The 19,611-nt window shown below is 52.9% G+C and carries 15 protein-coding genes and 1 riboswitch; of the genes, 11 read left to right on the forward strand and 4 right to left on the reverse strand.

The window, feature by feature from the left end; all coding sequences use genetic code 11:
* Window positions 1-60 precede the first annotated feature (60 nt).
* The gene (locus KI367_RS06625) at window positions 61-2,418 is read left to right on the forward strand and encodes a DNA topoisomerase 3 (protein ID WP_212948516.1); all 2,358 of its coding nucleotides are present in this window, start codon (window positions 61-63) and stop codon (window positions 2,416-2,418) included.
* Between the two features lie 26 nt (window positions 2,419-2,444).
* Here the strand turns inward: KI367_RS06625 and KI367_RS06630 are convergent, their stop codons facing one another.
* Window positions 2,445-3,212 carry an HAD family hydrolase gene (locus tag KI367_RS06630; RefSeq protein ID WP_036711971.1) on the reverse strand — a complete coding sequence of 256 codons (768 nt, stop codon included), beginning with the start codon at window positions 3,210-3,212 and terminating at the stop codon, window positions 2,445-2,447.
* A 13-nt stretch (window positions 3,213-3,225) separates the two neighbouring features.
* Window positions 3,226-4,143 (reverse strand): ArsR/SmtB family transcription factor, encoded by a 918-nt coding sequence (locus KI367_RS06635; RefSeq protein ID WP_036711973.1) that lies wholly within the window; start codon window positions 4,141-4,143, stop codon window positions 3,226-3,228.
* 168 nt (window positions 4,144-4,311) lie between these two features.
* Here KI367_RS06635 and KI367_RS06640 point away from each other — a divergent pair, with 168 nt between their 5' ends.
* From KI367_RS06640 to KI367_RS06660, 5 genes are read left to right on the forward strand one after another with little or no spacing between them, the layout of a single operon-like run.
* Window positions 4,312-5,463 carry an MFS transporter gene (locus tag KI367_RS06640; RefSeq protein ID WP_212948599.1) on the forward strand — a complete coding sequence of 384 codons (1,152 nt, stop codon included), beginning with the start codon at window positions 4,312-4,314 and terminating at the stop codon, window positions 5,461-5,463.
* Between the two features lie 55 nt (window positions 5,464-5,518).
* Window positions 5,519-6,244 (forward strand): phosphonate ABC transporter ATP-binding protein, encoded by a 726-nt coding sequence (locus tag KI367_RS06645; protein ID WP_036711976.1) that lies wholly within the window; start codon window positions 5,519-5,521, stop codon window positions 6,242-6,244.
* A gap of 42 nt (window positions 6,245-6,286) precedes the next feature.
* Complete coding sequence (locus tag KI367_RS06650; protein ID WP_036711979.1) at window positions 6,287-7,633, forward strand: LPS-assembly lipoprotein LptE; 1,347 nt, start codon at window positions 6,287-6,289, stop codon at window positions 7,631-7,633.
* Window positions 7,626-8,324, forward strand: coding sequence for a response regulator transcription factor (locus KI367_RS06655; RefSeq protein ID WP_036711982.1), 699 nt, complete (start codon window positions 7,626-7,628; stop codon window positions 8,322-8,324). The genes KI367_RS06650 and KI367_RS06655 overlap by 8 nt, the downstream gene beginning before the upstream one ends.
* Window positions 8,321-9,772, forward strand: coding sequence for a HAMP domain-containing sensor histidine kinase (locus KI367_RS06660; protein WP_212948518.1), 1,452 nt, complete (start codon window positions 8,321-8,323; stop codon window positions 9,770-9,772). The genes KI367_RS06655 and KI367_RS06660 overlap by 4 nt, the downstream gene beginning before the upstream one ends.
* Before the next feature lie 109 nt (window positions 9,773-9,881).
* On the opposite strand, the gene KI367_RS06665 is transcribed toward KI367_RS06660, so the two are convergent.
* Window positions 9,882-11,114: a glucose-1-phosphate adenylyltransferase gene (locus tag KI367_RS06665; protein WP_212948520.1), complete on the reverse strand. Its 1,233-nt coding sequence runs from the start codon at window positions 11,112-11,114 to the stop codon at window positions 9,882-9,884.
* Window positions 11,115-11,323: 209 nt separating this feature from the next.
* Between KI367_RS06665 and glgB the strand changes: the two genes are divergently transcribed.
* Window positions 11,324-13,363: a 1,4-alpha-glucan branching protein GlgB gene (glgB, locus tag KI367_RS06670; protein ID WP_212948604.1), complete on the forward strand. Its 2,040-nt coding sequence runs from the start codon at window positions 11,324-11,326 to the stop codon at window positions 13,361-13,363.
* Window positions 13,360-14,796 (forward strand): glycogen synthase GlgA, encoded by a 1,437-nt coding sequence (gene glgA / locus KI367_RS06675; RefSeq protein ID WP_212948521.1) that lies wholly within the window; start codon window positions 13,360-13,362, stop codon window positions 14,794-14,796. The genes glgB and glgA overlap by 4 nt, the downstream gene beginning before the upstream one ends.
* Window positions 14,797-14,871: 75 nt before the next feature.
* Here the strand turns inward: glgA and KI367_RS06680 are convergent, their stop codons facing one another.
* Entirely contained in the window at window positions 14,872-16,623 is a 1,752-nt protein-coding gene (locus tag KI367_RS06680) for an alpha-glycosidase (protein ID WP_212948522.1), read from the reverse strand.
* A 313-nt stretch (window positions 16,624-16,936) separates the two neighbouring features.
* Between KI367_RS06680 and KI367_RS06685 the strand changes: the two genes are divergently transcribed.
* From KI367_RS06685 to KI367_RS06695, 3 genes are all read left to right on the forward strand, one after another.
* Window positions 16,937-17,743: a transporter substrate-binding domain-containing protein gene (locus KI367_RS06685; RefSeq protein ID WP_212948523.1), complete on the forward strand. Its 807-nt coding sequence runs from the start codon at window positions 16,937-16,939 to the stop codon at window positions 17,741-17,743.
* Between the two features lie 160 nt (window positions 17,744-17,903).
* Window positions 17,904-18,563: an amino acid ABC transporter permease gene (locus KI367_RS06690; RefSeq protein WP_036711985.1), complete on the forward strand. Its 660-nt coding sequence runs from the start codon at window positions 17,904-17,906 to the stop codon at window positions 18,561-18,563.
* On the forward strand, window positions 18,550-19,272 hold the full coding sequence (locus KI367_RS06695) for an amino acid ABC transporter ATP-binding protein (RefSeq protein ID WP_212948525.1): 723 nt from the start codon (window positions 18,550-18,552) through the stop codon (window positions 19,270-19,272). The genes KI367_RS06690 and KI367_RS06695 overlap by 14 nt, the downstream gene beginning before the upstream one ends.
* Before the next feature lie 183 nt (window positions 19,273-19,455).
* A riboswitch (cyclic di-AMP (ydaO/yuaA leader) is annotated at window positions 19,456-19,610 on the forward strand.
* Window position 19,611 lies beyond the last annotated feature (1 nt).

The raw sequence follows: 19,611 nt of genomic DNA on the forward strand, positions 1-19,611 counted from the left end.
CTTCCATTTGCGGGGGTATTGCCGTGGAAACGGAACGTCCACATGAGGAGAGACGGTAGTTTGAAAACACTTGTAATTGCAGAAAAACCCGACATGGGGCGCAACATCGCGGCCGTAATCGAACCGAAGGCAAAAAATGCCCGCACGTACATCGAAGGGGAAAAGTACATCATTACCTGGGCGATCGGGCATCTGATCGGTCTGGCCGAACCGGACGCTTACGATGATAAGTATAAAAAATGGAACATCCAGGACCTGCCGATCATTCCCGAACAATTCAAGCTGAAGCCCAATCCGAAAACGAAGGACCAGCTCAAGGTGATCGCCGAACTTGCCAAACGAAGCGATTTGCTGATCAACGCATGCGATGCAGGAAGGGAAGGGCAGCATATTTTTTGCCTGATCCAGCAGCATTTGAAGCTGCGGCAGCCCGTCAAGCGGCTCTGGATTTCGGACCTTACGCCCGAAACGATACGGAAGGGGTTCGAAGAGCTGAAGGACGGAAGCGAATACGACAACCTGTCCAAAGCGGCGCGGGCAAGAAGCGAAGCGGACTGGCTGATCGGCATGAACGGCTCGCGCGCCTTTACGACGAAACATAACGTGCTGCTGTCGGTGGGCAGGGTGCAGACGCCCGTGCTTGCGCTGGTCTATGACCGGCAAAAGGAAATCGACGCGTTCAGCTCGGCCAAGTTTTACGACGTGGAGGCGACATTCAAGCAGGGAGATACCGAATACAAAGGTTTGTGGCAGGGCGAACGGATTCAGGACGAAGAAAAAGCAAAAGCGATCGCCGCCAAAGTCCAGAGGAAAGACGGCATCATCCAGAGCTATGAAGTGAAAGATACGAGAGAATATCCGTTTAAGCTGTACGACCTTACGCTCCTTCAACGGGAGGCAAACGCCAAATTCGGTTTTTCCGCCAAAAAAACGCTGGACCTGGCCCAAGCGCTGTACGAAAAACATAAGGTCATCAGTTATCCGAGAACGACTTCAAACTATGTAACCGAGCAAAACATTCCGCAGATGCACAAATCCCTGGATCAGCTCCGGGGGACGGATTATGCGAAATTCGCGGAGCAGGCCGACAAAAAGATTGTACATAAAAACAACAAGTCGGTGTGCAATCCCGCCAAGGTGGAGGATCACCACGCGATTTTGCCGACCAACAAAACGGCGCGCAACCTCGCTCCGGACGAGGCTAAAATTTATGATCTGATCGTACGGCGTTTTTTGTCCCATTTTTATCCTCCGGCCGAATACAAGGTGCACACCGTTATGACGGAAGTGGAGAAGGAATCGTTTAAGACGACGGTGAAGCAGCTGTTGTCAGAGGGCTGGAAGGTAATTTATGCCGATCAGAAGAAAGACGGCAAAAAAAGCCGGTCCAAAAAAGACAAAGATGACGAGGACGAATCGCAAGCGGAAGAAGAGGTTACGACGCCTTTTCACCTGAATGCCAAAGAAGGCGTCCGCTGCCTCCGCAGCAAAGCGAAGGAAAAAGAAACGCAGCCGCCCAAGCCATACACCGAAGGAACGCTCCTGAAAGCGATGGAAAGCGCAGGCAAACAGATCGAAGACGAGGAGCTCCGGGATGCGATGAAGGACTCGGGGCTCGGTACGCCGGCAACGCGCGCCGCCATCATCGAACGGCTGAAGCATGTCGGTTATATCGTGATGAAAGGCAAGCGGATCGTCATTACGCAAAAAGGCAAAATGGCCGTCGAGGTCATCCGCGGGGCGGGGGTGGACCTGCTGACTTCGCCGGAAATGACGGGACAATGGGAACGCCGGCTGAACGAAATCGCCAAGGGTTCGGCTTCGGACGAAGCGTTTATGGCCAACGTGAAAAAGTTTGCGACCATGATCATCAGCAAAGTGAAAATGCAGTCCAGAGTCGCGAAAGAATCCTTTGAGGAAAAGCCCGGAGGGGAGACCAAACCATCCCGGAGCCGCAAAAAGACAACGGGAAATGACGGGGACGGCGCAACCGGCGGCAAAACCAAAACCGCAAACCAAGCGGCTCCGAAAAAAGCCGCAGACCCAAAAGCTGAAGGCAAAAAAGCGGCAGGCAAAAAAGCCGAATCCGCGTCGGAAGCAGCGAAAAATACGGAACCGAAACCACCTGCGCCGGGGGTCAGAACCGTTTCCGGAATCGCCCCTTGCCCAAGACCCGGCTGCCAAGGCACGCTAATCATGGGCCGGCGGGGCTATGGCTGCTCCCATTACAAAACGGGCTGCACGTTCGTCATTTGGAAGGATCAATTCGGCGTCTCGCTCGAACCGGAAGACATTGCGTCGTTGGCGTTGAAGGGAAAAACCGCAAGGAGTTTTCGGATCGAAGACGACGGAGGGCCGCGCCAAGCCGCTTTCGTGCTGCTGGATCGGGAAAAGGGCGAAATTTCCGCGGAGGAATAATGCATACCCAAAAAAACAACGGACTCTTAGTTTAGAGCCCGTTGTTTGCGTTCCTCGGCGAGTTTGCGCTCGATGATGCCCGGCACTTCCCCGATCGAGGAGATGGTGTAAAAGGAACTGTCGGGTTTGTGACGCAGTTCCACCATATTGTATACCCACTCGTTGGACTGTTTGATGTAAATGCTGTTCAGTCCGGCGGAAAGCGCAGGCATGACATCGGTTCGCAGCGAATTTCCGATCATCCAGGTGCGGGAGCGGTCAAACGCGCCGGCCTGCAAAATATGTTCAAGCGTCGCTTCGTTTTTATGCTGCGTGATGTAAATCCGGTCGTCGAAGTAGTCGCTGAGCTTCATCTGATCGATTTTGCGCTGCTGGATCGCGGTCTCCCCTCCGGTGTAAAGGTAAAGCCGATGTCCTTCGTTCTGCAGCGTTTCCAGCGTTTCGACCATGCCGGGATAAGGCTCCACTTCGCGTTCGTACACGCTTAGCCCGAGCTTGTTCAGTTCTTGTTCTTCATCCAGGCGGATGGGACGGCCCAATTTGCGGCAGAAAAACCGGTAGGTTTCGATCAGGGATTTGGGGAAGTTGCCGCTGCTGAAGCCGGTGCGGTTCACCTGTTCGACGTCGATGTCGATTTGTTTTTGCCGGATTTCGTCGGTCGTAAGCGTCTGGGCTCCGAACCAGTGGTGCATCATTTCATAGAATTCGCCCAACACAAGGCCGAAATATTTATTGCAATGGATGAGCGTGTCATCCAGGTCGAACAAAATATGCTGTTTGAATGTCTGACTCAAAGCGGTTCACTCCTTATAGACGCATGTAAGATTCCAGGAACATTTGGAGCTCCGACGCACCGTCCGGACGGATGCTGAATTTTTCCTTCTCTTCCACGCCGAGATGAATCCGGAGAAGTCCGGCCACCCGCAAAATCATCAAATGGTGCTTAAGCAGTTCCTCGGATTGATCCAGGTCCCGGATCATTTCTTTGAGGGAATGCGGTTTTTCCGCCACGTAGCGGAGCAAGCGCAGCCGTTTCGGATCGGAAAGCGCGTGGGTCATCCGCAGCAGGCAGGTTGGCGGCTCGTCCTCGTCTTCTTCCGGCACGTCGACGGGATATTGGATCAGCATCATTTTTTTATAATAGCAATAGGCGTTAATCGGCCGATTATGAACGGTCGGGAAGAGCACAATCGTTTGCACTTCGGGCGCGTTTTCGATGACCAGTCCGCCCGAAGCGTATTCGACGAGGCTCAGCGGGTCCATTTTGGTGAGCAGGATCCGTTTCTCTTTGGCATCTTCTTCGATGAGCGGGATAATGTCGGGTTCGATGTTCTTAAAATAATGCTCATACCATAGTTCTAACAGTGGCGTATATTGATCGCGGATCCGCCGGGCTTCCTCGACCGTCAGGTCCGGAAGGTACGGGGACGCGGCCTTGTGGAGCACATCGTCGGGCGTTTCGTATAAGCATTCCAGGAAGCAAGGAACGGAATCGCCGTTGTTCCGGTGGATCGCCCAGGCATAAAGCACGTCGTAATCGTCGAAAGGCCAAGCCGACGCTTGCGACAGGGCGGCCGACACGTCCGGCGGGAGCTTGCTTGCGACTTCACTGATCCATTCCGGCCCGATGTCCAGATTGCGGACCCATTTCTTCGATATATATACCATGAAACTGCCCAGCAGCTCATATATGGGTGAAACGTCTACTTTCACTTCATAGTTCATGAAACTGACAACCTCCTATGAAATCAGTGCACCTTCTTCATTATGGCTTGTTGAGTAGCGGGTTGTCCACTATAATGTTCAAGTAGTTTGCCCGGAAGTATAGAAGGAGGAAGTATATTCGTGTCACGATCCAACAGCAGGAAACGCAGCTCGTCATCTTTAAATTACATGATTTTGCTTACCGTTATCGTTGCGGCAGGGGTCAGCCAAGGGCTGCTTTTGCCGCTTTTGGCGATTTTTCTCGAACGGATGGGGGTATCGTCCTCCATGAACGGTTTGAATGCGGCAGCCCTGTACGTAGGCTCCTTTGCCATGACGCTCATCGCCGAGCGGACGCTTGGGAAGCTCGGCTTTAAGAAGCTTGCGAGCGCAGGGCTCATGCTCGTGCTGGTTTCCGTCTTATTGTTCCCTCTTGTGCCAAACGTCACATTCTGGTTCGTTCTCCGGCTGCTGGTCGGCATCGGAGACAGCGCGGTCCATTACACGGCGCAGCTTTGGGTGCTGATGGTGACGCCTGAAGAGAAACGGGGGAGAAACCTTTCCATTTACGGCATGTCCTATGGCCTCGGCTTCAGCCTGGGGCCGCTCGGCATTCCGCTGCTTCAGCTCGGCGACAACGCGCCGTTCATCGTGCTTGCCGTGCTCGTCCTGTTGGTGCTGGTGCTGGTGCTTGTCAAACTCCCGGATCTGCGCGCCGAAAAACTGGATGCGGAGGACCGTCCGGTCAAACGTTTCCGCCGCAGCTATGCTTTGGCATGGTACGCGCTGATCCCTGCCTTGCTTTATGGTTACATGGAATCGGGAATCAACAGCAACTTTCCGGTATACGGCCTGCGCGTCGGGCTAAGCGAGCAGCAGATCGCCTTTTTGCTGCCGTTTATCGGGGTGGGAGGTTTGATCCTTCAGCTCCCGCTGGGCATGCTCAGCGACCGTTTCGGACGTAAACGGATCCTCATGATCACCGGCAGCCTTGGCGGCCTGGCGTTTATGCTCGTGCCGCTTGCGGGAACGTCGACGGCCGCGATTCTGGCGCTGCTTCTTCTTGCCGGCGGCATGATCGGTTCCTTTTTTTCGCTTGGGCTTGCTTATGCGGCCGACATTCTTCCGAAAGCGCTCCTGCCCGCCGCGAACGTGGTCGCGTCATTTCATTTCAACGCCGGCAGCATCGCCGGGCCGAACATCGGGGGCACCCTGATGCAGTACGGCTGGAACGGGGGCCTGTTTTTCGCGCTCGGCCTGGGTTTTGTCCTCTTCGGGTTCCTCGGCTTCGCTTTCAGGAAGAGGCCGGATTCCGAATCCGGCGTATCGCTGTACTCCTGAATGCGAATGCATTATGATAGAAGAAAGAGAACGAGAGACAAGAGGAGAAATGTCCATGATCAGAATCCAGCATTTAACCAAGTCCGTCGGAGTCGACAAAATTCCCATTTTAAAAGGCGTCTCTCTCGATTTTCAGCGTGGGGAAATGATTGCGCTCGTAGGAGCAAGCGGAAGCGGCAAAAGCACCCTCCTCCGCTGTCTGGCGCTGAAGGAAAAATGGGATCAGGGCAGCTTCGTCGTCGACGGCACCGACATTTTGAAAGATCCGCTTGCCGGAAAAAGAAAAATCAGGCGGGAATGGGCATACTTAGAACAGAATCCGCAATTGAACCTGAAACGGACCGCTTTGAAAAACGTTCTGATCGGGCAGGCCGGCCAAACGCCGCTGTGGCGGATGGCGACAGGCATGGTGAGATCGGACGATTACATGGGCGCCATGGACGTCATCGAGCAGCTTGGCCTGCTGGAGAAGGCGCATGACAAATGCGAAAAGCTGAGCGGCGGCGAACGCCAGCGCATCGCGATCGCGCGCGCGTTGGTGCATGGGGCCAAGGTGATCCTGGCGGATGAGCCGGTCATCGGACTGGATCCGAAATCGCAGGAGAGCGTCATGGAGACGCTGAAAAAGCTCTGCGAAGAAGAGCGGGCGACCGTGCTCACCGTCATCCCGATCGAACTCGCCGAACGTTACGCGACGCGGATCGTCGCTTTATCCGGCGGCGAAATCGCCTTCGATATTTCCGGGCGCCGGCTGACGGTTCGCGAACGAAATATGCTATAAAGCCTGTTAAGCAGGGCTTTGGATAGAAAAGAGTGATCATGTTTGGTAAAACGCAATTGGCTTTATATTCCCGCAGCTTTGCTGCTGGTGATGATGCTTAGCGGCTGCTCGTTTATCACCGACCCGGTGCAGCTGATGAAAACGCCGGAACTTTCGGCCGAAAAGGAATCATTGCGCTCGATTATCGAGGCGAACCGTCCGGAAAACTCCACTCTGATCCGGGCCAACGCGGAAGAGGATACCAATATTATCCATTTCGTGGATTTGGATAATGACGGCGTAAACGAAGCCGTCGTATTTTACGAGACATCGGAGCAAAATATCGGCATTCACGGCATGATCTTCAAAAAAACCGGCGACGCTTGGGCAAAACAAACCACGTTCGACGGCGAAGGCAAAGTGCTCGAGTCTTTGTATTTCAAAGACATGACCAATGACGGCCACATGGAAATCGTCGCCGGTTTTTCCGGGAAAAGCGACAACGAAACCGAAGAGGACCTGCAAAACGGACTCATCATTTACAGCTACAACGGCAAAAACGTCGAACGGATTCTTGAGCTTCCGTACACCAATTACGTCATCAGCGACATGAACCGGGACCATATGAACGACCTGACGGTCGTTAACCTGAAACGCGGAGAAAGCAACTTCATAACGACATATCAATATAAGGACGGCAGTTTTATCGAACTGGATAAGCTTGAGATGAAGCCGTACATTTACAATTACTACAACGTTGCCGCAGGCAAGGTGTATGCCGATTCGGAAGGAAACAGCGTGGAAGGCATCGTGCTGGACGCTTCGCTTTCCCCGGTCGGGGAATCCTCGATTACGAGCATTATCGTGATGGAGGACGGCAAACTGAAATCGGTGCTTCCGAAAGAAGATCAAACCTTGCGGATGTACCGGGTGTACAGCGAGGACATCAACGGCGACGGCATCATCGAAATTCCGCTGCTGGAGCCGCCCGCCGGCTGGTCGTATTTTAAGAATCAGGATGATGTCCCGTATTTTTACGCGTATTATCAATGGGACGGCAAAAGCGGACTGAAGTTCGTGGCCGAAAAGTTCCACGATTTCAAAAATGATTTCGATTTCGGATATTTCCCTCCGCAGCTTCATAACAAAATTACGGTGGACACCAAGTCGCAGCTGGGCAAATATTTGCGGTTCGTGGCGACGGACACCGGAAAAACGATCGCGGAGATCAAATATTTCACGCAAAGCGAATGGGATAAGCAGAGCGATGACTGGAAGTACCTGTACCGGACCAACGGCAAAGTCATCGGATACAAGAAAAACTTCGATTTTGACGTCATGAACAACAACAAAAACAAGTCCAAGGACGAAGTACCGCCAATAGAAAGGAAGGACAGGCAAAGTGAGTAAAGTTTTAATTTTGGAAGACGAAGATTCGATCCGCGGGTTTACCGTGATCAACTTGAAACGCAACGGATTTGAAGTGCTTGAAGCGACAAACGGCAACGAAGCGCTGGATATTTTGCTGAATACGCCGGACATCGATATCGCCTTGCTTGACGTCATGGTGCCGGGGATCGACGGGTTTGAGGTCTGCCGCCGAATCCGCGAAACCAATCAGCGACTCGGCATCATTTTCTTGACGGCCAAAGTGCAGGAGCAGGATAAGGTGTACGCGCTGTCGGTAGGGGCGGACGACCATGTCAGCAAGCCGTTCAGCCCGACGGAACTGATCGCAAGAATCCAATCGCTGCTGCGCAGGGTGAACATTCACCGCGAAACGTCCGCGAAGGTCACTTTCCAATCCGGGCCGTTTTCGCTGGATTTGATTTCGAAGCAGTTTCGGAAAAACGGACATACGATCGAACTTACGCCGACGGAATTTTCATTGGTACAATTTTTCCTGGAAAAAGAAAATACCCCGCTCAGCCGGGATGTGCTGTTGGATCACGTTTGGGGCAAGGATTACATGGGCGATCCTAAAATCGTGGACGTCAACATCCGCCGTCTTCGCCAGAAGATCGAGGATAATCCTTCCGAACCCGAATTCCTCCAGACCGTTTGGGGTCACGGGTATAAATGGAAGGGTCAGGGACAATGATCAAAAAAGGCATTCGCCGGCAGATCGTGATGCACTACTTCATCGTGGTGTTTTCGACGCTGCTCCTGGCCGAAGTCATTTTTTTGCTTGCGATACGAAGCTATTATTATGACAGCATATACAGCCATATTAAGCAGCATATAACGCTGATGGAGGAATACCAGAAATTCATCACGACGTCGGATGACGGCAGGACCGATCTGACCAATCTGCTCTCCAACTATAAATTGAAATTCACCGAGCTGCAGATTTTGAATCCACAAGGAGATGTCCTCATCAACTCCTCGGAGTTTCAGCCCGACGTGTCGATCAAAACAAGCGACATTTCCCAAGCCCAATCGGGCAATATCGGGCGATGGGTCGGCCGCCAGCCGATTACGGGCGAAGACGTCATGGCCGTGTCGAAGATGGAGCAGACGAACGGGCAGGACGCGTACATCGTCCGATACGTCACTTCGCTGGAAAGAGTGAACGAGAAGCTGCTCAACGTCACGCTCCTCGCTACCGGCGTGGCCGCCGCGGTCCTTGCGCTCGTTCTTGCCTTCAGCCTGGGGCTTGCGAACTCGATCGTCAAGCCGTTGAACACGATTACCGCGATTTCGGCGCAGATGGCCAAAGGCAAATTCAACGTCCGCATCAAAGGCGACTATAAATACGAATTGGGCGAGCTCGCTTCGACGTTGAACTACATGGCGCAGGAGATCGTGCGCAGCAACCAGGTGAAAGACGATTTCATCTCCTCGATCTCCCATGAGCTGCGAACGCCGCTCACCAGCATCAAAGGCTGGAGCGAAACGATCAATTCGGGCGGATACGATCCGGAAGAAACGAAAATCGGGATGGAAATCATTACGAAAGAAACCGAGCGCCTGATCGGCCTTGTCGAAGAAATCCTCGATTTCTCCAAGCTGCAGCAAAACGAAATGAAGGTCGTGTTCGGCCGGGTGGATTTGAAGGAGCTGCTGCAGGAGATCATGCTGAATTTGTGGACCAAAGCGGAAAAACGTTCGATCCAGCTCCGGCTCGATTCGGTCGACAAACCGCTGGTTGAAGGGGATGCCAACCGCCTCAAGCAGGTGTTTTTGAACCTGGTCGACAACGCGATCAAGTTTTCGCACGAAAATTCGTTTATCGATTTGCAGGTTACGTTCGAAGGCAACAACGTCGTGGTTCAAGTCCATGATACGGGGATCGGCATCAGCGAAGACCATTTGGTGAAGGTCAAGGACCGGTTTTTCCAGGTTGATCCGCTGAATGGCGGTACGGGCCTCGGGCTGGCCATCTCGCAGCAGCTGGTCGAGCTGCATCACGGCATTCTGCTGATCCAAAGCGAGCTGGGCGTGGGCACGACGATCGTCGTCCGTTTGCCGAGATTGCTTGAGGAGGAGACTGCGGTCCAGGCGCAGGAAACGCAAATGCAGCTTCCGGAAGGTTCCCGGAACGAATAAAAACCGCAAAGAGCGAAATCCAATTCCATGGATCTCGCTCTTTTTGCTTTTTCTCCTTGTGTGCAGTTTCGCGAAAATTAATAAACAAGCTTTGGGCTTTGCTTGAATATTATGAAGATAAGCCTTCCGCACGCAGTCGCCCGGTTTTTTCGTATACTTCCTGCAAAAGGCGGGCAGGCTGTGTACGAATCGTCGGTTTGGGCAGCACCGTTTCGTGGGGACCTACCACAAGCACCTGATCCGGAGAGCCTTTGAGTATGGTGCCGTCCTTGATGACGGCGCCTTCCCCGATAATGGCGCGTTCGATGTGGACGTTCCGTCCGATCCTTACGTTCGGCATCACGATGCTGTCCTTGATTTCCGAATATTTTCCGATTTCGACGCCGCAAAAAATAACGGATTGATGGGCCGTGCCGTCGATGGAGGAAGCTTCGGACACGAGGCAGTTCGCCGTCACCCCGGCCCGCATGCGATGCCCTGCCGATTTTGCGGCCCAAGGGCGGGTGTACATCGGCCAATCGCTGTTGTGGAGCTTCCATGCGTTATCGTCCGACAATAAGTCCATGTGCGCTTCCCACAGGCTGTGAACGGTTCCGACATCCTTCCAGTACCCGTCAAAACGGTATGCAAACAATCTGTTCTGTTCGGCAAGCATTTTCGGGATGACGTCTTTGCCGAAGTCATGGCTGGAATGGGCATCCTCGGCATCTTCGATCAAATGGCGGCGGAGGTAATCCCATTGAAAGAGATAGATGCCCATCGAAGCCAAATTGCTTTCCGGCACGGCCGGCTTTTCGGCAAATTCGGAAATGCGGTGATTTCCGTCCACGCTCATGACGCCGAAGCGGCTCGCTTCCTCCCAAGGCACCTCCATGACCGATATGGTCGCTTCGGAACGCTGCTCTTTATGGAACCGGAGCATTTTTTTGTAATCCATATGGTAAATATGATCACCCGAAAGGACGAGGACATGTTCGGGCTTTTGGCGATCAATGTATTCCAGGTTTTTGTAAACCGCGTCTGCCGTCCCTAAGTATGTCGCAGAGTATGTCGCAGAGCTTGCGCTGCATGCAGGCAGAAGCGTGATGCCGTCTTCTCCGCTGCGTTTCAGGCCCCAAGGTTCGCCTTCTCCAATGTGGTTGTGAAGCGATTCCGCCTCATATTGCGTGAGAACACCGATCGTGTCAATCCCCGAATTCACGCAGTTGCTGAGAGGAAAGTCGATGATACGGTAACGGCCGCCAAAAGGCACGGCAGGCTTTGCCTGTTTGGATGTCAAAGGAGCCAGCCTGCGGCCTTCGCCCCCGGCAAGCAACATGGCGATGCATTCTTTCTTTTTCATGTCGTTTCCCTCCCAAAAATTTGTCAAGGTAATTACTGCTTAAACGGGGCCTCGCCCATCTGAAACAATTGTATTGAAAAAAATTTGGAAAATTACGAATTTATTTTTCAGGAGTCATTTTTATGTTTAATCTGGCTACAATGGGGTAATGGTACACGTCCACTCTTTTTAATAAAAGAAGGTGATCTTGATTGGCAAAAACGAATGGGATGCCCGGGGCTGCGCCTACAGAAAAAGACATATACTTATTCCATGAAGGGACCTCCTACCACAGTTACAGAATATTGGGCGCTCATCCTGCTGTGGAAGATGGTCTGGAAGGCGTCCGGTTTACCGTCTGGGCTCCGCATGCGCGGCATGTCGGTCTGGCTTCCGACTTCAACGGTTGGAACGGAGCGAAGGATTCATTACATAAGATACCCGATTCGGGCATTTGGACTCGTTTTTTTCCGGGGATCGGGACAGGTACTTTTTACAAATTCGATATCGAGGGGCCGCATCGCGAACGTTTTCTCAAAGCGGATCCGTATGCTTTTCAGGCGGAGCTTCGTCCCGCAACGGCTTCCGTCGTCACGGACCTCGGCGGGTATGAATGGGGCGATGCGGCATGGCGGCGGAAAAAAAGAGGGCCGTACGCCAAGCCCGTCAACATTTACGAAATGCATCTGGGAACCTGGCGGCGGAAGGAAGACGGATCGCTGTATTCGTACAGGGAAATCGCCGATCTGCTGATCCCTTATTTGAAACGGATGAACTATACGCACGTGGAATTTATGCCGCTGGCCGAACATCCTTACGACTTGTCGTGGGGATATCAATGCACGGGGTATTACGCCGTGACGAGCCGCTTTGGTTCGCCGCATGATTTTATGTATCTCGTCGATGCCTGCCATCAGGCCGATATCGGGGTCATTTTGGACTGGGTTCCCGCCCACTTCACGAAAGATGCCCACGGGCTGCGCATGTTCGACGGCACGCCGTTGTTTGAATACGCTGATCCTTTAAAGGCCGAAAAACCCGGCTGGGGGACGCTCAGCTTCGATTACGGCAAACCGGAGGTCCGTTCTTTTTTGATTTCCAATGCGTTGTTTTGGCTCGACGTATTCCATATCGACGGACTCCGCGTGGATGCCGTGACCAGCATGATCCGGCTTGATTTCGAAAAAAAGGAAGGCCAGTTTCCGCTAAACGAACGCGGCGGCGTGGAAAATTTGGAGGCCATCCGTTTTTTGCAGCAGCTGAACGCAACCGTGTTCGCCTATTTTCCCCACACGCTCATGATGGCCGAAGAGTCCAGCGCTTGGCCGGGCGTCACGGCCCCGGTCAGCGAAAACGGGCTCGGGTTCAACTACAAATGGAATATGGGCTGGATGAACGATACGCTTGATTACGTCGAGGCCCCCTTTGAGCAAAGGCCGTCGAAGCATAACCTGCTGACGTTCCCGATTGTCTACGCCTATTCGGAAAATTTCGCTTTACCGCTGAGCCATGACGAAGTCGTGCACGGCAAAAAATCGCTGCTTGGCCGAATGCCCGGCAGTTATGACCAGCAGTTCGCCGGACTTCGCATTTTGCTCGGGTATCAAATGACGCATCCGGGAAAAAAGCTGCTGTTCATGGGCGGCGAATTCGGCCAATTCATCGAATGGCGCGACCAGCATGAGCTGGATTGGCTGCTGCTGGAGTACGAAAGACACCGTCAGCTGCAGCAATACGCGGCCGACTTGAACCGGCTCTATCTCCAGGAGAAGGCGCTGTGGGAGCTGGATCATGAGCCCGAAGGATATCGGTGGATCAGTCCGCACGATTTTTCGCAAAGCGTCATTTCCTTTGTGAGAAAAGGGAAAAAACAAGCCGACACGCTCATCGTCCTCATTAATTTTCTTCCCGTACGGCGCGAGCATTACCGGATCGGCGTGCCTCGTCCCGGGACTTATGTTCCGTTGTTCCAAAGCGAAGACCAAACGTACGGGGGGCAGGGCGTATCGGTCAACGGCCCGATCCGGTCGGAACGAATCCCTTGGCATGATGAGCCAAACAGCTTGGAGCTGACGCTTGCGCCGCTGAGCCTGATCATTCTGAAGCGGGCACCGGCCGCCAAGAAGAACAGGAACATCCCATCCAAGGGAAGGCGGCAAGACCGCCGCGCTGAGGCCGCTAGGCCGATCCTGCGGCCCCAAACCGGCCAAAAAGGAAGCCGGATCCTTGTCGAAAGTTTAATGGCAGAGGAAGGAGACAACGAAGCATGAACGTATTATTTGCTGCCGCGGAAGCCGTCCCGTTCATCAAAACCGGGGGGTTGGCCGACGTGATCGGAGCATTGCCCCAAGCGCTTGCGGCAAACGGCGTGGATGTCCGCGTCGTGCTTCCGAAATACCGGGGCATCCCGGAACAATACAGGGAACAAATGGAGCATGTCGGCGAGATTTACGTTCCGGTCGGCTGGCGAAGCCAATATTGCGGCATCGAAACGTTAAATCACGACGGCATCGCCTATTATTTCGTGGACAACGAATATTACTTCGGCCGCGACGCCGTATACGGCTACATGGATGACGGGGAAAGGTTCGCGTTTTTGAACCGGGCGGTGTTGCAGCTGCTGCAGTCGATCGATTTCCGGCCCGACGTCATTCACTGCCATGACTGGCATACGGCGCTTATTCCCGTCCTGCTGCATGCCCATTACAGGCATGACCCCTTTTACGAGAGCATCCGGACGGTTTATACGATCCACAATCTGCTCTACCAGGGCATTTTTCCGTATGAAGTACTGGGGGAGCTGCTGGAGCTGGATGACCGGTATTTTACGATGGATGGACTCGAATATTACGGAAAAGTCAATTACATGAAAGGCGGCATCGTGTATTCAGATCATGTGACGACGGTCAGCCCGACGTATGCCCGGGAAATCCAAACGGCCTATTACGGTTACGGTTTGGATGGGCTTCTGCGCGCATTGGGACCGAAGCTTAGCGGGATCGTGAACGGGATCGATACGAAAAGCTATAATCCGGCAACCGATCCGCATATCGCCAAGCAATACCGTTCAAGCCTCGCCAAGAAAAAAGAAAATAAAATCCGGCTTCAACAAGAGCTGGAATTGCCCGTTTCGGCCGATACGCCCCTCATCGCCATGGTGACCCGTTTGGTGGAACCGAAAGGCCTGGAGCTGGTCATCCGGGTGCTGGACGAAATGCTCACTTTCGATGACATCCAGTTCGTGATCCTGGGCACCGGAGACGGCAAATATGAGCATTGGTTCAAGGAGGCGGAGCGGCGCCACCCGCAAAAGATGTCCGCCCGGATTACGTTCAGCGAGGCGCTGTCGCGCAAATTTTACGCCTCCAGCGACATGTTCCTGATGCCGTCGAGTTTTGAGCCGTGCGGGATCAGCCAACTGCTCGCGCTGCGGTACGGAAGCATTCCGATCGTCCGGGAAACGGGCGGACTGAATGACACGGTGCAGGCCTACAACGAATTTACGGGGGAAGGGAACGGCTTCAGCTTCGCCCATATCAACGCCCATGACATGATGCACACGATCCGCCGGGCGGTGTCGTTTTACCGGCAGCCACGGCACTGGAGCCAAATCGTCAAAAACGCCGTCAGCGGCGATTACAGCTGGAACGTATCGGCCCGCGCTTACCAGGAAATCTACGATCGCGTGACGATCGGAACTTAGGCCGGCCGGATAAAAAAAAGGAGCGCTCAAAGTCTTGATCCAAGACTTCGAGCGCTTCTTTTTCGTTCCGCCGAATTACTTTTTGGCGATGCGCCGGTATAGTATGCGGTACCCGTAAGGATCCAGGGCAACGTTCATGACGCCGTTTTCGGGCGAGACCTTTTCCCCGCTTAACGCGTCCTGCCAATCCGTGGCTTCCATCGGATGCGACAGCGTTTGCTTTTGCGCCGTATTGTTCATCCAGATCGTAAAATGATCCTGGTCGTCGGCGCGTTCGTAGATGATGCACGGGTTTCCCGGCTCGGCTTTGAGGAACCGGAATCTGCCTTCGCGCAGCGCCTTATGGGTTTTGCGGAGACCGATCATCAATTTGTAGAAATCGTATAAGTCGCGGTCCTGCTTGTCCTTTTCCCAAATCATGCATTTGCGGCAGTCCGGATCTCCGTCGCCGGCAAGGCCGACTTCATCGCCGTAAAAGATGCAGGGCGTTCCCATGTACGTAAAAAGAAACACGACGGAAAGCTTCATTTTTCGTTTGTCCCCGCCGAGCCGGGTTAACAAACGCGGCGTGTCATGGCTGCACAGCATGTTAAAAACGACCTCGTTCGTCTGCTGGGGATAACGCATCAGAAGCGAACTCATGCGATCGGAAAAAGCCGCGCCGTCCATGCCGCCGTTAAAAAATTCCAGCACTTTGTCGGCAAACGGGTAATTCATCACCGAATCGAATTGGTCGCCCATAAGCCAAGCGAGCGAATCGCTCCATACTTCTCCGACGATATACGCCTCCGGATTCGCTTTTTTGACCACGTTTCGGAAATCGCGCCAGAAATGATGGTCGATTTCGTTCGCGACGTCCAGGCGCCAGCCGTCCAGGTTGATTTCTTTGATCCAATATTCGGCCACGTCGAGCAAATAGGCTTTGACTTCGGGATTGGCCGTGTTGAATTTCGGCATGTTCCCGAAAAAGCCGAAGGTATCGTACGTCGCGATTCCGTTCTCGACCCGGACGGGAAATTTGTTGATATGGAACCAGTCCTTATATTTCGATTTTTCCCCGTTTCGGATCACGTCCTGGAACGGCGGGAATTGCTCGCTGCAATGATTGAACACGGCGTCGAGCATGACCCGGATGCCTTTGGCGTGGCATGCGTCGACCACCCGCTTGAGCAGCTCATTGTCCCCAAAGTGCGGGTCGACCTGCTTATAATCGACGATGTCGTATTTGTGGTTGGACGGCGACTTGAACAGCGGCGTAAAATAAATGGCGTTAATGCCCAGATCCGCCAGATCGTCCAGATGGTCCAGCACCCCTTGGAGGTCTCCTCCGAAGTAGTTGTCCGTTTTCGGATTGCCGCCCCAGGCTTCGGTTCCCGGCGGATCGTTGCGCGGGTCGCCGTTCGCGAACCGTTCGGGCATGATTTGATAGAAGACGGCATCCTTGGCCCAATCCGGCACTTTGAACACATCGATTTCATGTATGTACGGGAATTCGTAATATCCACCCGGCGGAGGCGGACAATTCCGGTAAATGCCGCTGTCGACCATGTACACCGTTTCGGAGCCGGCCGAAATGCGGAACCCGTAAGATAAACGTTTGTATTTGGGCTTGACTGCCGCCTCCCAATAATCGAACATTTCGTCGGAGGCCGCCTTGTCCATCGTAATTTCAAAATAGGTGGCCTTCCAGTCGTATTTGTCCCCGGTCATTGCGACGACCGAAGTCACGTCGTTTTTCTTCGTTCGGAATCTCAAATGAATGGTCCGCGGATCGTAAGCATAAGCCCACTTGTTGCGGGGCACGTGGTATAAAGCCTCCAATAGCATGACACTGCACCTCCAATAAATCCTCTATATGCTGCCAATCATGCGGTCGCTCGTAACGGTAGTATGCTCCGAAGCATGATTAGGCAATGTATCATGTAGGTTAATTACCAATCTAAAGTCGAAATGAAACGGATAGGTCCGAGTGTCTGGAAATATATTGTAATTAGATGAAATTACGTGAAAATACATTGCATAAAAATGCAGTTTGTTGTACGATAAAACATGTTTTCTGAAAGCTGATTGCGACATGCCATCAAGTCCATACTAGCGTTAATCCAATCAAACAAAGACAAAGAACAAGGGGAGATAGATCATGAAAAAATGGGGTATTTTAACGGTATGCCTGGTGTTGGCGGGAAGTTTGATCGCTGGCTGCGGCAATAAATCGTCCGAACAGGACGCCGGCCAAACCGGCGGCAAAACGGAAGCGAAAACGATCGTTCTTGGAACAAGCGCCGATTTTCCGCCTTACGAATTCCACAAAATGATTGACGGCAAAGACCAGATCGTCGGTTTCGACATCGAAATCGCCAAAGAAATCGCCTCTGACATGGGCGCGACGCTGGAAGTGAAGGACATGGACTTCAAAGCGCTGCTCGGCGAATTGTCCACGGGCCGCGTCGACTTCGTCATTTCCGGGATGACCCCGGACGAAACCCGCAGAAAACAGGTGGATTTCTCCGACAACTATTATAAAGCGCAGCAAGCCGTCGTCGTCCGCGAAGCAGACAAAGACAAATACAAAACGATGGACTCGCTTAAAGGCGTATCCTTTGGCATCCAGACCGGTTCGATCCAGGAAGATATCGCCAAAACCATTCCTGGAGCCCAAATCACCGGCCTCGGCAAAATCAACGACATCATCATGCAGCTGAACTCCGGCCGCGTCGACGCATCTATCATGGAAAAGCCGGTTGCGGAAGCTTTCATTAAAAACGTCAAAGGTCTGACGATTGCCGAAGCCGTGCCGGAATACGAAGAAGACGGTTATGCCATCGGCGTGAAAAAAGGCAACAAAGAACTTCTCGAACAGATCAACAAAACGCTGGACCGCCTGAAATCGGAAAACAAAATCGATCAATTCGTATCCGAGGCAAGCGACCTCGCCGCGCAAAAATAAATTCGGCGACATAATAAATAGGCACGGAGGAAAAATATGCGGAAGCCATTTCCGCTATTTTTTCTGCCCCGGGGTGCCGGCGGCATGTCGAATCTATGAGGGGTTCCGTGCTGCTTCATAAGCCCCGGTCCCAGTATTATAAGGAGGAACAGACCGTTACATGGACATTTTTAATATTTTTTGGACGTATCGCTCCTATTTCTTTACGGGAGTTCAATACACGTTGCTGCTTGCGGTCATCGGCGTTTTTTGCGGTTTTATACTCGGCATGCTGGTTTCGCTGCTGCGGATGTCCCGGATTCGGGTTCTTCGCTTCATCGGATCCGTCTGGGTTGAATTTTTGAGGGGAACGCCGATGCTCGTTCAGCTGTTCATCATCCATTACGGGCTCGTCTCGTTCGGCATCAAATTTTCAGCCATTGAGTCGGGCGCCATTACGTTAACGATCAACAGCTCCGCTTATTTGGCGGAAATTTTCCGGGCGGGCATTCAAGGCGTCGACAAAGGGCAGGCCGAAGCCGCCCGTTCGCTCGGGATGAGCAAAGCCATGACGATGAGGCATATCGTCCTTCCACAAGCTGTTAAAAGCGTGCTGCCGGCGATCGGCAACGAATTCATTACCATTATCAAAGAATCTTCGATCGTGTCCTTTATCGGGGTCGGCGATTTGATGTATCAAGCCGGGGCCGTCAACACCATCACGTATGATTACCTTAAACCGCTGCTGATCATCGCCGTAATTTATTTCATCATGACGTTTTTGCTTTCCAAGCTGCTTGGTTTGTTCGAAAGGAGGTTAAGAACGGATGATCACCGTTAAAGATCTGCATAAATCGTACGGAAAACTGGAGATTTTGAAAGGCGTCGACATCGAAATCGCGAAAGGGGAGGTCGTCGTCGTCATCGGCCCGAGCGGATCGGGGAAAAGCACCTTCCTCCGCTGCCTGAACTTGCTGGAAGCTCCCACGAGCGGCGAAATCACGTTTGAAGGCGAGTCGATCACCGGAAAACGGCATAACATCAACCTGACCCGCGAAAAAATGGGCATGGTGTTCCAGCAGTTTAACCTCTTCCCGCATAAAACGGTGCTGCAGAACATTACGCTGGCTCCGATCAAAGTGAAAAAGATGCCGCAGGGCGAAGCTGAAAAAATCGCGATGGACCTGCTGCGAACCGTCGGGCTGGAAGACAAAAAGGATGCTTATCCTTCCCAGCTTTCCGGAGGCCAGAAGCAGCGGATCGCCATCGCGCGGGCGCTGGCCATGCAGCCTCACGTGATGCTGTTCGACGAACCGACGTCGGCGCTGGATCCCGAGATGGTCGGCGAGGTGCTGGAGGTCATGAAAAAGCTTGCCGAAGGCGGCATGACGATGGTCATCGTGACGCACGAGATGGGCTTCGCCAGAGAGGTCGGAGACCGCATAATCTTTATGGACGGCGGTAAAATCATGGAAGAAGGAACGCCTGCCGAAGTGTTCAACAATCCGCAAAATCCGCGAACCAAAGACTTTTTGAGCAAGGTACTATAGAAAATCCATATTTTCAAGCTTCGGGCTTCGTTTCCTGCCCGGGGCTTTTTTTGTGCCGATTGTAACTTTTGCTTCATTTTTTTCGAAGTCTTTTAGCGCGAAAACGCCTTGATAACGGCACTTTTTTGGTGGAAGGTTGCAATTTGGTAACATTTTCATGCGCACAGGTTACAAAATTGTGATATATTGAATGAGCCAAAACTTTGGAACGAAAAGTGCGGGGGACCATTTCCACCGTGAATCACCATGTTCACTTGGGGTGAATCGTATTCGATCGTAGGGTTGTCTCCTCAATCCGAACCCGACAGCTAACCTCGCAGGCATGAAGGATTTTAAGGA

Origin of the sequence: Paenibacillus cookii, from assembly GCF_018333375.1 — a bacterium.
Classification (GTDB): Bacteria; Bacillota; Bacilli; order Paenibacillales; family Paenibacillaceae; genus Paenibacillus_AQ; species Paenibacillus_AQ cookii.

Bases quoted from the DNA above. Each gene is read 5' to 3' on its own strand.
- KI367_RS06635 (WP_036711973.1), bottom strand. From the start codon at position 4,143: ATGAACTATGAAGTGAAAGTAGACGTTTCACCCATATATGAGCTGCTG.
- KI367_RS06640 (WP_212948599.1), top strand. From the start codon at position 4,312: ATGATTTTGCTTACCGTTATCGTTGCGGCAGGGGTCAGCCAAGGGCTG.
- KI367_RS06645 (WP_036711976.1), top strand. From the start codon at position 5,519: ATGATCAGAATCCAGCATTTAACCAAGTCCGTCGGAGTCGACAAAATT.
- KI367_RS06660 (WP_212948518.1), top strand. From the start codon at position 8,321: ATGATCAAAAAAGGCATTCGCCGGCAGATCGTGATGCACTACTTCATC.
- KI367_RS06665 (WP_212948520.1), bottom strand. From the start codon at position 11,114: ATGAAAAAGAAAGAATGCATCGCCATGTTGCTTGCCGGGGGCGAAGGC.
- glgB (WP_212948604.1), top strand. From the start codon at position 11,324: ATGCCCGGGGCTGCGCCTACAGAAAAAGACATATACTTATTCCATGAA.
- glgA (WP_212948521.1), top strand. From the start codon at position 13,360: ATGAACGTATTATTTGCTGCCGCGGAAGCCGTCCCGTTCATCAAAACC.
- KI367_RS06680 (WP_212948522.1), bottom strand. From the start codon at position 16,623: ATGCTATTGGAGGCTTTATACCACGTGCCCCGCAACAAGTGGGCTTAT.
- KI367_RS06685 (WP_212948523.1), top strand. From the start codon at position 16,937: ATGAAAAAATGGGGTATTTTAACGGTATGCCTGGTGTTGGCGGGAAGT.
- KI367_RS06690 (WP_036711985.1), top strand. From the start codon at position 17,904: ATGGACATTTTTAATATTTTTTGGACGTATCGCTCCTATTTCTTTACG.
- KI367_RS06695 (WP_212948525.1), top strand. From the start codon at position 18,550: ATGATCACCGTTAAAGATCTGCATAAATCGTACGGAAAACTGGAGATT.